The sequence below is a fragment of the Terriglobales bacterium genome, assembly GCA_035624475.1.
Taxonomy (GTDB): Bacteria; Acidobacteriota; Terriglobia; order Terriglobales; family Acidobacteriaceae; genus DASPRL01.
Map to the genome: position 1 here is coordinate 1 of DASPRL010000233.1, position 10,424 is coordinate 10,424.

The 10,424-nt window shown below is 66.1% G+C and carries 13 protein-coding genes; all 13 read left to right on the forward strand.

From position 1 onward, the window contains the following. Window positions 1-894 (forward strand): DUF1028 domain-containing protein (locus tag VEG08_09720; protein HXZ28259.1); only part of this gene is annotated, 894 nt, incomplete at its 5' end. 10 nt (window positions 895-904) lie between these two features. Next, entirely contained in the window at window positions 905-1,705 is an 801-nt protein-coding gene (locus VEG08_09725; protein HXZ28260.1) for a DUF6585 family protein, read from the forward strand. Between the two features lie 47 nt (window positions 1,706-1,752). After that, entirely contained in the window at window positions 1,753-2,142 is a 390-nt protein-coding gene (locus VEG08_09730; protein ID HXZ28261.1) for a VOC family protein, read from the forward strand. Between the two features lie 112 nt (window positions 2,143-2,254). Then, window positions 2,255-3,310 (forward strand): dihydrodipicolinate synthase family protein, encoded by a 1,056-nt coding sequence (locus VEG08_09735; GenBank protein HXZ28262.1) that lies wholly within the window; start codon window positions 2,255-2,257, stop codon window positions 3,308-3,310. A gap of 81 nt (window positions 3,311-3,391) precedes the next feature. Beyond that, window positions 3,392-4,078, forward strand: coding sequence for a TetR/AcrR family transcriptional regulator (locus tag VEG08_09740; protein HXZ28263.1), 687 nt, complete (start codon window positions 3,392-3,394; stop codon window positions 4,076-4,078). A gap of 30 nt (window positions 4,079-4,108) precedes the next feature. After that, window positions 4,109-4,918, forward strand: coding sequence for an enoyl-CoA hydratase/isomerase family protein (locus VEG08_09745; GenBank protein ID HXZ28264.1), 810 nt, complete (start codon window positions 4,109-4,111; stop codon window positions 4,916-4,918). A gap of 50 nt (window positions 4,919-4,968) precedes the next feature. Further along, window positions 4,969-5,139, forward strand: a complete 171-nt coding sequence (locus VEG08_09750) for a hypothetical protein (protein HXZ28265.1) — start codon at window positions 4,969-4,971, stop codon at window positions 5,137-5,139. A gap of 33 nt (window positions 5,140-5,172) precedes the next feature. Beyond that, on the forward strand, window positions 5,173-6,621 hold the full coding sequence (locus tag VEG08_09755; GenBank protein HXZ28266.1) for an aldehyde dehydrogenase family protein: 1,449 nt from the start codon (window positions 5,173-5,175) through the stop codon (window positions 6,619-6,621). Further along, window positions 6,618-7,070: a PaaI family thioesterase gene (locus VEG08_09760; GenBank protein HXZ28267.1), complete on the forward strand. Its 453-nt coding sequence runs from the start codon at window positions 6,618-6,620 to the stop codon at window positions 7,068-7,070. Before VEG08_09755 ends, VEG08_09760 begins: the two co-directional genes overlap by 4 nt. A 15-nt stretch (window positions 7,071-7,085) precedes the next feature. Further along, window positions 7,086-8,261, forward strand: a complete 1,176-nt coding sequence (locus tag VEG08_09765; protein ID HXZ28268.1) for a Phenylacetic acid catabolic protein — start codon at window positions 7,086-7,088, stop codon at window positions 8,259-8,261. Window positions 8,262-8,343: 82 nt separating this feature from the next. Beyond that, complete coding sequence (locus VEG08_09770; protein ID HXZ28269.1) at window positions 8,344-9,156, forward strand: CoA-transferase; 813 nt, start codon at window positions 8,344-8,346, stop codon at window positions 9,154-9,156. Between the two features lie 21 nt (window positions 9,157-9,177). After that, window positions 9,178-9,960 (forward strand): enoyl-CoA hydratase/isomerase family protein, encoded by a 783-nt coding sequence (locus tag VEG08_09775; protein ID HXZ28270.1) that lies wholly within the window; start codon window positions 9,178-9,180, stop codon window positions 9,958-9,960. Then, window positions 9,957-10,424, forward strand: a 468-nt coding sequence (locus VEG08_09780) for a CoA-transferase (GenBank protein HXZ28271.1), incomplete at its 3' end; no start/stop codon positions are given. The genes VEG08_09775 and VEG08_09780, both read left to right, overlap by 4 nt.

Sequence of the window (10,424 nt, forward strand, 5' to 3'; positions counted from 1 at the left end):
GGCGTGGGCGCGGTGGCCACGCAATCCTTCATCGATCCCTCCTACGGCCCGCTGGGTCTGGCCGCGATGCGTGCCGGACGGAGCGCTCCCGAGGCCCTGCGCGGCCTGCTGGCCGCCGATCCGCACCGCAACGTGCGCCAGGTGGCCATGATCGACGCTCAAGGTCATGTGGCCGCCTACACCGGCACCAAGGACATCCAGGCGGCCGGCGACGTGGTGGGGCTGGTCACGCCGGGAGAGCAGCACATGCAGCGTCCCTCCACCGACCCGGACGACGGCTGGATCCAGGTGGGGGAGAACTTCTCCGCGCAGGCCAACCTGATGTCCAACGCCAAGGTGTGGCCGGCGATGGCCAAGGCCTTCCAGGAGACCAAGGGCGACCTGGCCGAGCGCATGCTGGCGGCGTTGGAGGCGGGGCAAGCGGCGGGCGGCGACATCCGTGGACGGCAGTCGGCTGCCATCCTCGTGGTCAAGGCCCAGTCCAGCGGCCGGCCCTGGGAAGATAAAGTCTTCGATCTGCGGGTGGACGACGCCGACCAGCCCATCCCGGAGCTGCGGCGCCTGGTCGCCCTGCAGCGCGCCTACAACCACATGAACGCGGGCGACGCCGCCGTCGAACGCCACGACAACGAGGGCGCGCTGCGCGAGTACTCGGCGGCGGAGGAGATCGCCGCCAAGACCCCGGGAGTGCTGCCTAGCCGCCTGGCGGAGATGGAGTACTGGCACGCGGTGGCCCTGGTCACGATGGGGCGGGTGGACGAGTCGCTGCCGCTCTTCCAGAAGGCCTTCGCGCTGCAGCCGGGCTGGCGCGAATTGACCACGCGCCTGCCCAAGGCGGGCCTGCTGCCCGACGATCCCAGACTGCTGCAGAGGATCCTGGCCGCGGGCCGGTAGGAGGCTGCGCATGTTCATTTCTCCTCCCGAGAGGAGCTTCAAGCAGAACCTGATCTGGCGGCTGCTGGTGTTGCTGCCGGTGGCGGTGGCCTGGCTGGTCGCGCTGGGGTTCTACAGCGACGGCAACAAGGTGGAGCCGGTTTCCGCCGGGATCGCGGTTGCGGTGACCGGGCTGGCGGTGTGGCTGTGGATCGCCGCCTCCAAGGCGGAGCTGAGTGTCCACTCCGAAGGAGTGCAGACGCAGGGCGTTCTCGGCGGCACGGAGATGCGCTGGGACGAGATCGCCTCCACTACCTTCCGACAGACACCCACGGGGCAGGCAATGGTGCATTTTGGCCTGATCGGCTACCTGATCGCACAGGCGGCGGCCAAGGGGAGCTCCTCGGGGATGATGACACTGATCCTGGTCTCGCGCGAGGGGCGCAAACTGAGCATCAGTCCCAACTGGCGCGAAGGGCAGGAGGCCATCCGCATGGTCCTGCGGCGGGTGAATCCCGCCATTCGCGACGACATCCGGCGCCGCGTCAAGAACGGCGAGACGGTCAAGTTCGGCAAGCTCGGCCTCTCCCAGCAAGGCATCAGTTGGAAGGACGGGCCACCTATCTCCTTCGCCACCCTGGCCAAGTGCCGCATCGCCGGACAGCAGTTACGCATCAAGGCGGAAGGCAAGTGGCTGGACAACGTGGCTGTGAGCACCTCCCGCGTGCCCGACGTCTTTGTCTTCCTCGACCTGGTGGACGAGTTCAAGTCGGGCGGCAAGGCCGCCGAGGTGGACCCGGTGGCGCGGGCCGCGGGTGTGGGCGCGACTTAGGTCTTGCGAAATAGCTCCGTGCGGGCCGGGCTGCTACAATCCCGGGCGTGATCACCTACAAAGGCTTGGACCATGTCGCCCTGGTCACCAAGAGGCTCGAGGCCATGAAGAAGTTCTATGCCGAGACCCTGGGCATGAAGCTGGAGCACGAGGGCAAGTCCAAGGCCGGCTACCTCATCGTGACGCTGCGCGCGGGCGCCAGCGTGCTCGACCTGTTCGAAGCTACGCCCACCAATCCCGCACCCGCCGCCAACCTCACCGAGACACACTTCTGCCTCGCCGCTAGCGGCAGCAGCATCTACGACGTGATCGCCAGCCTGAAGCGCGCCGGCCTGGAGCCCACCCCCGCCGAGGTCAACGACGGCGCCGAGGGCAAGGGGCTCTCCACCTTCGTCCGCGACCCGGACGGGAACCGGGTGGAGATCAAGGTTTACTAGGACCTTCAGCCTGGTGAGGTTTCAGAGTCTCAAGGTTTCAGGGTTTCCAAGACGGGCCGGCGCTATACTCGTCTAGAAACTGGAAACGAGAGACCAGAAACTGGACACGACGATGCTGCTGAACGGACTGTTTCCCCCCATCACCACGCCCTTCTATCCCGACGGCAACGTGTACTTCAAGAAGCTGGAGCACAACGTGGAGCGCTACTCGCGCACGCCCATCCAGGGCATCGTGGTGCTGGGCTCGACCGGGGAGGCCATCCTGCTCTCGGACCAGGAGCGGCGCGACGTCTTCAAGGCGGCGCGCGAGGCGGCGGCGCCCGAGAAGGTGCTCATCGCCGGCACCGGCATCGAGTCGGCCATCGAGACTCTGCGGCTCACCGAGTACGCCGCCACCCTGGGCTACGACGTGGCCATGGTGCGTACCCCGCATTACTACAAGCGCCAGATGAAGCCGCTGAACGAGGCCACCTTCTATCGCACCGTGGCCGACCGTTCGCCCCTGCCGATCGTCATCTACAACTTCCCGCAGGCCACCGGCTACGACATGCCGGTGGAGGTGGTGCGTGAACTCGCCGACCATCCCAACATCATCGCCATCAAGGAATCCTGCGGGGTGCTGGAGAAGGTGAAGGCGGAGATCGCGGAAACCGGCAAGAGCCCGGCGAAGCGCACCGTGCAGGTCACGGAAACGCAACAGGCGGTGACCAGACGGATGCTGGCGGTGCCGGCGGCCCCGCAAGGCGGGGAAGTGGTGCCGGCCAGCGCGCTGGGCGGCGCGCCGGCGGCGGTGGCGGCTCCACCGAAGCTCAAGACCCGCACCAAGGAGGTCGGCTTCCAGGTGCTTGTGGGCTCGGCGCAGACCCTGGAAGATTCCCTCGAGCTGGGCGCGGTGGGGGCGATCTTGGCCTTCGCCTGTCCGGCACCGACCATCTGCTTCGAGATCTATAGCGCCTGGAAGGAGGGCGATATCGCCCTGGCCCAGGAAAAGCAGAAGCGCATCGTGGAGGCGGCGCAGAAGGTGGTGGGCGAGTTCGGGGTCCCCGGAGTGAAGTACGCCATGGACCTGAACGGCTACTATGGCGGCCCGCCGCGCCTGCCGCTGCTGCCCCCCACCGCCGAGATCAAGGCGGAGATCGAGCGCCTGATGGCCGACATCCGCAACTGATCCTCTTGACCATTGCGGGCGGACACCCTTAAGATAGAGAAAAGTTCGAACGAACGTTCGAATAGGGCACGACCACAGGGCATGGCCACCGCCACCTCCAACCTGCGCCCGCGCGCGGCGCGCGACGCCTCGCGTCCGCCCGCTCCCCAGCGCTTCGACCGGCGCCTGGGCCAGCTTTTGCGCTGCGCCACCGAGGTCTTCTGCGACAAGGGCTACGAAGGCGCCAGCATGCGCGACCTCTCCCGCGCCTCCGGCATGAGCCTGGCCGGCCTCTATTACTACGCCGAGAGCAAAGAAAAGCTGCTCTACCTCATCCAGAAGCACACCTTCACCACCATCATGCAGCGGCTGCGCGAGCGGCTGGCCGGCGTCGCCGACCCCGCCCAGCGCCTGCGCGTCTTCATCCAGAACCATCTGGAGTACTTCCTGGCGCACCAGGCGGCCATGAAGGTTCTCTCCCACGAGGACGAGGTGCTCAAGAACAGCTACGGCAGCGAGGTGCGCGCGCTCAAGCGCGAGTACTACCGCATCTGCCTGGGCCTGATGGACGACCTGAAGCGCCGCCAAGGGGTAGAATCAGCCAAGCACCACGGGGTCGAAAGCCGCACCGCGGTCCTCAGCCTGTTCGGCATGATGAACTGGCTCTACACCTGGTATAACCCGCGCCTGGACGGCGATGCCGAGAGCCTGGCGCGGCAGATGGGCGACATTTTCCTGCACGGCGTGCGAGCCCCGGCGGTCCGGCGCGCGTCGCGGTCCAAGCAATGATTTTCTATTTCACGAGACGAGGAGCCTGACATGGCAGCCAGCACCGAAACCGCCACCAAGCAACTGGTCACCTACCGCAAGGACGCGGGCGTGGGCATCATCACCATGGACGATCCCCCGGCCAACACCTACACCTACGAGATGAACCGCCAGCTCGACGACGCCATCCTCAAGGCGCGCATGGACAACGACGTCTACGTGATCGTGCTGACAGGCGCGGGCGAAAAGTTCTTCTCCGCCGGGGCCAACATCAAGATGCTCTCCAGCGTGGACCCCACCTTCAAATATTTCTTTTGCCTGCACGCCAACGAGATGCTGCTGCGTCTGGAGCACACGCCCAAGCTGGTGATCGCGGCGCTGAACGGGCACACCGTGGGCGGCGGCCTGGAGATCGCCATGGCCGCCGACCTGCGCATCGCGCGCAAGGACGCGGGCAAGATCGGCCTGCCCGAGGTCAACCTGGGCGTGCTGCCCGGCACCGGCGGGACGCAGCGCCTCTCGCGCATCGTGGGCAAGTCGAAGGCCATCGAGCTCATGGTCACCGGCAACACCTTCAGCTTCGAAGAGGCCAAGGAACTCGGGCTGGTCAACGACATCTTCGAGCGCGAGAACTTCATGGACAACGTGCTGGAGTACGCCCGCCAATTCTGCCCGCCCAACAAGGCAGCCAAGGCGGTGGGGCGCATCAAGCGCGCGGTGCAGACCGGGTGGGAGATCCCCATGGAGTCGGCGCTGGCGGTGGAGCGCGAGAACCAGCAGCTCCTCTTCCAGAGCGAGGACGCCAAGGAAGGTCTGGCGGCTTACGTGGACAAGCGCCCGGCCACCTTCACGGCGAAGTAGACGACTTAAGGCTCGAGATGAGTCACGGCCGGAGCTCCGTTGGCGATTGGGTGCTGATCATCATTGCCCTGATCGTCATTCTGACCCCGAGCTTCATTGAAGTCGACTTTGTGAAGAAGCTCTACCACAGCAGTCCGGGCCTCTTCTGGTTCGTGGTCGCTGCCGTGGTAGCCGGGGTCGGCATAGCCTTTTGGCTCCGCCGCTCACATTCGGAAGGATGAGATAGAGCGATGTTGACTGCAAGCAAAGCACAAGTGAAGCCAGGCAAGCTGCTGATCGGCGGCGAGTGGGCGGAGGCGGCGAGCGGCAAGCGCTTCCCGACCCTCAACCCCGCAACCGCCGAGAGCCTAACCGATATCGCCGAGGGTGGCGCCGCCGACGTCGACCGCGCCGTGGCCGCGGCCCGCAAGGCCTTCGAGGCCTCGGGCAAGGGTGCCTGGCGCTCGCTCTCCGCCAGCGAGCGCGGGCGCCTCCTCTGGAAGCTCGCCGACCTGATCGAGAAGAACATCGAGGAGCTGGCCGAGCTGGAGACGCTCGACAACGGCAAGCCCATCTTCGAATCCCGCTACGTGGACATGCCCATGGTGGCCGACGTCTTCCGCTACTACGCCGGCTGGGCCACCAAGATCCAGGGCGAGACGGTCAACACCTTCGAGAGCGCCTTCACCTACACCCTGCGCGAGCCGGTGGGGGTGGTGGGCGCCATCGTGGCCTGGAACTTCCCGCTGCTGCTGGCCTCGTGGAAGCTGGGCCCGGCGCTGGCCTGCGGCTGCACCGTGGTGCTCAAGCCGGCGGAGCAGACGCCGCTCACCGGGCTGCGCTTCGGTGAACTGTGCCAGGAGGCAGGGCTGCCCGCGGGCGTGGTCAACATCGTGACCGGAGGGCCGGAGGCGGGCGCGGCGCTGGTGCGCCATCCCGGGGTGGACAAAGTTGCCTTCACCGGCTCGACTGCGGTGGGCAAGGAGATCATGCGCTCCGCCGCCGACACCCTGAAGCGCATCACCCTGGAGCTGGGCGGTAAGTCGCCCAACATCGTCTTCGCCGACTCCGACCTGGACGCGGCGGTGAAGGGCGCCATCAACGGCATCTTCTACGGCAAGGGCGAGGTGTGCTGCGCGGGCTCGCGCCTCTTCGTCGAGTCCAAGGTGCAGGACGAGTTCCTGGGCAAGCTGGTGGAGCGCGCCAAGAAGCTCCAGCCCGGCGACCCGCTCGATCCCAAGACCCGCCTGGGCGCCATCGTCAGCCAGGAGCAGATGAAGCAGATCCTGGGCTACATCGAGACGGGGCAGAAGGAAGGGGCGCAGCTACTGGCCGGGGGCAAGCGCGCCGCCGTCAACGGCGACAAAGGATATTTCGTCGAGCCCACCATCTTCGGCGGGGTCAAGAACGAGATGAAGATCGCGCAAGAGGAGATCTTCGGGCCGGTGCTGGCCACCCTCGGCTTCGACGACATCGAGCAGGTAGCCGAGCTGGCCAACCGCAACGTCTACGGCCTGGCCGCCGCCATCTGGACGCGCGACGTCAAGAAGGCGCACGCGCTCTCGCGCCGGCTGAAAGCGGGCACGGTGTGGATCAACACCTACGGCCTGATGGACGCGGCCCTGCCCTTTGGCGGCTTCAAGCAGTCGGGTTTCGGGCGGGAGCTGGGCGCGCACGCCATCGAGCATTACACCGAGCTCAAGACGGTGTGGTTGAGTCTATGAGCGAGCACGCACACGGCCGGGAAGGGCACTACCGCATGCTGGAGAAGATGTACGCGGTGGCGCCCATCAACCAGTACTACGCGCCCCGCATGAAGGTGTCGCACGGCGCGGCCGAGGTGGTGATCCCCATCCAGGAGAAGTTCTTTCACGCCGCCGGCGCAGCCCACGGCTCGGTCTACTTCAAGGCCATGGACGACGCCGCGTTCTTCGCCGTGAACTCGCTGGTGGACGATTATTTCGTGCTGACCGCGACCTTCAGCGTCTACCTGATCCGGCCCATCTCCGGCGGGGAGATGCGGGCGGTGGGCACGGTGGTGCACAAGGGCGGCAGCTTCTTCATCGCGGAGTCGGTGCTCTACGACTCCGAGCAGCGCGAGATCGCGCGCGGCAACGGCACCTTCGTCAAGAGCAAGATCAAGCTCGCCCCCGAGATGGGGTATCGGGGCTAGAAACCGAGGTCATTCATGCCAGGAAAAGTCTTCACGATCGGCAGCTTCAGCGACTGGGTGGGAATGTTCAACGACTGGCGCAAGGAGATCGGTGTGGACACCGACGACATCCGCGCCTTCCATTTCGACACCCTCTACGGCGCCATCGAGACCGACGAGATCCAGTTCGGCTCCTTCAAGGGACGCAAGAAGTGGGAGAACGTGCGCCAGATCCCGACGCAGCAGATGCGCGACGCCCTGCTCAACATGATCGTCTACCAGGGCGACACCGAGTTCGCCTCGGTGGAGCAGCAGCGCCACCTGTTCGAGAGCGCGCCCACCGACTGGGACCGCAAGGCGCTCACCCGCGTCATGATCGAGGAGATGCGCCACGGCTGGCAGATGTGCGCCCTCCTGGTGGACTACTTCGGCGCCTCCGGCAAAGTGGAAGCGCAGAAGCTGCTGGAGCGCCGCGCCTTCGAGAACCAGCGGCTGCTGGGCGCCTTCAACGTGGACGTCGACAACTGGCTCGACTTCTTCACTTACACCGACTTCGTCGACCGCGACGGCAAGTTCCAGTTGCAGATGCTGAAGTACTCCGCCTTCGCACCCCTGGGACGCTCCATGTCCTACATGCTGCGCGAGGAGGCCTTCCACATGGGCACCGGCAACGACGGCCTGGCGCGCATCGTGAAGGCGGGCGTCATCCCGGCGTGGCTGCTGCAGAAGTACCTGAACAAGTGGATCTCCTGCTCCCACGACCTCTTCGGCACCGATCATTCCTCGTCCGCGCACTGGGCCTACGTGTGGGGCGTGAAGGGACGCTACGACGAGCCCAAGAACACAACCGAGCCCGACCTCGATGACATCAACGACTACAACCGCCACCTCTACCACGAGGAGGTGGCCGGGCTGATCGAGCGCTTCAATGGAGTGCTGAAGGCGGGTGAGCCCAGGCTCTATGCCCCGCACATCAAGTTCAACCGCGCCATTGGGCGCTGGGCGGGACAGAAGTTCCACCCCCAGAGCGGCGAGCCGCTGGAGGAGAAGGAATACCAGCAGCGCTGGAACGAATTCATGCCCACGGCCGAGGACAAGAAGCTGCTGCTGGAGATCATCGGCAGCGAGAAGAACTGGATCGCGCCCAAGGAAGGCGCGCGCGACCCGCTGGCCAGCATCGGCGAAGTGCGCAAGAGCGCGATAAACCTTTAGCACTTAGCAATTAGCACTTGGCACTTAGCCCCCAACCGTTGCCGGCTAAATGCTAACGGCTAAGTGCTAAGTGCCGGTATCCATGAGCGCAACCGTCGACCACATCCCGAAGACGGGCACGAGCTACACGCTCAACGAGCTGATGGTGTGCGCCGCGGCGCGCGAGATCCGCGACCGCGAGGTGGTGTTCGTGGGCATGCGGCTGCCGCTGATCGCCTTCGTGGTGGCCAAGCGCACCCACGCACCCAACGCTGTTGGTGTCTTCGAGAACGGGGTGATCCGCACGACGCCCGCGCCCGAATTGATCTACACCATGGCTGACCCGCCTAACCTCCTCGGCGCCACCCAGTGTCTCGACATGCTGGGCGTGATGAGCCTGCTGCAGTCCGGGCGGGTGGACTTGGGCTTCCTGGGAGCGGCGGAGGTGGACCGTTACGGCAATCTGAATTCCACCCAGATCGGCTCGACCAACGACCAACGACCAACGACTAACGACCGGTTCGTCCGCCTCCCCGGCTCCGGCGGCGCCTGCGACATCGCCTCCCTGGCCAAGCGCTTCGTGGTGCTGCTGGAGCACGCGAAGCATCGGCTGCCGGAGCGCGTCAGCTACATCACCAGCCCGGGGAACGGCGAAGGCGCGGGTTGGCGCGGGCGTGTAGGCCTGCCGCGCGGCGGCCCGGCGGCGGTCATCACCAGCAAGGCGATCCTGCGCTTCGGCGAGGATGGCGAGGCGTATCTTGCTTCCGTGCATCCCGGAGTGACGGTGGACGACGTCGCGGCCAACACCGGCTGGAAGCTGCGCCTGGGGGCAGAGGTCGGGCAGACCGCGGAGCCCAGCGCGGCCGAACTGAAGGCCATCCGCGAGTACGACACCAAGGGCTTCTGGACCAGCTAGCTGGGGAGATCGGAGAGTTCCATGGCCACACCGACCGCAAGCTTCAGCAAGATCGCGCTCGACTTCCAGCCGCCGGTTGCACGGCTGACCCTGGCTAGCCCGCCGCTCAACATCATCGACATGGCCATGATGAACGAGCTGCGCGCGGCGCTGGAGCTGGTCGAGACTCGCGACGACGTGAGCATCCTCATCTTGGCGGGCTCAGAGAAGCACTTTTCCGCCGGCGTGAGTGTGGCCGAGCACACTCCCGACAAGGTGCACTCGATGCTCTCCGAGTTCCACTCCGTGGTGCGGGCGCTGCTGGCCACGAAGAAGGTCACCGTCACGGCGGTGCGGGGAAGTTGTCTGGGCGGCGGCGCCGAGGTCGCGCTGGTGTGCGACATCGCCTACACCGCCGCGACCGCCAAGTGGGGCTTCCCGGAGATCACGCTGGCCTGCTTCCCGCCGGTGGCGGTGGTGGCGCTGGCGGCAGTGGTCGGACAGAAGCGCGCCGCCGAGCTGGTGCTGAGCGGCCGTATCTTCAGCGGGGACGAAGCGGCGGCCATCGGCCTAGCCAACGCCGCCGTGCCGGAAACAGAATTGTCAGCGCGGGTGGACGAGGCCGTAGCGCGCCTGGCCAAGCTCAGTCCGGCGGCCCTGCGCTTGACTAAGAAGGCGCTCTACGCCTGGGACGCCATGCACTTCGACAAAGGCCTGGCCCGCGCCGAGCAGATCTACCTGGAAGAGTTGATGAAGACCGAGGACGCGCCCGAGGGGATCCGGGCCTTCATGGAGAAGCGGCAGCCGGTGTGGAAGGGGAAGTGAGCAAGCAGCTCACAATACGCGAGGCGATCGCCGAGCTGGTGCCCGACGGCGCCAGCGTCGCCCTGGGGCTGCAGCTCGAGCAGATGATCCCCTTCGCCGCGGGGCACGAGATCATCCGCCAGAAGAAGCGCGGGCTGACGCTGATCGGGCCCATCTCCGACATCCTCTTCGACCAGCTCATCGGGGCGGGGTGCGTGGAGGGCGTGATCGCGGCCTGGGTGGGCAACGTCATGATGGGCTCGGCCTACAACTTCCGCCGCGCGGTGGAGGGCGGGAAGCTCAAGGTCACCAACCTGACCAACTTCTCGGTGGCCCTGGCGCTCCAGGGGGGCGCCATGGGCGTCCCTTTCCTGCCCACGCGCACCGCGCTGGGGAGTGACGTTGCCAAGGACAACGAGTTTTTCCAAGGAATGGAGTCGCCGTTTGGGTGCGAGAAGTTGCATGCCGTAAAGGCCCTGAACCCC

What these genes read in the sequence shown, in the direction of transcription:
- VEG08_09725 (HXZ28260.1), top strand. Translation starts at nt 905, where the DNA reads ATGTTCATTTCTCCTCCCGAGAGGAGCTTCAAGCAGAACCTGATCTGG.
- VEG08_09735 (HXZ28262.1), top strand. Translation starts at nt 2,255, where the DNA reads ATGCTGCTGAACGGACTGTTTCCCCCCATCACCACGCCCTTCTATCCC.
- VEG08_09740 (HXZ28263.1), top strand. Translation starts at nt 3,392, where the DNA reads ATGGCCACCGCCACCTCCAACCTGCGCCCGCGCGCGGCGCGCGACGCC.
- VEG08_09745 (HXZ28264.1), top strand. Translation starts at nt 4,109, where the DNA reads ATGGCAGCCAGCACCGAAACCGCCACCAAGCAACTGGTCACCTACCGC.
- VEG08_09760 (HXZ28267.1), top strand. Translation starts at nt 6,618, where the DNA reads ATGAGCGAGCACGCACACGGCCGGGAAGGGCACTACCGCATGCTGGAG.
- VEG08_09765 (HXZ28268.1), top strand. Translation starts at nt 7,086, where the DNA reads ATGCCAGGAAAAGTCTTCACGATCGGCAGCTTCAGCGACTGGGTGGGA.
- VEG08_09770 (HXZ28269.1), top strand. Translation starts at nt 8,344, where the DNA reads ATGAGCGCAACCGTCGACCACATCCCGAAGACGGGCACGAGCTACACG.
- VEG08_09775 (HXZ28270.1), top strand. Translation starts at nt 9,178, where the DNA reads ATGGCCACACCGACCGCAAGCTTCAGCAAGATCGCGCTCGACTTCCAG.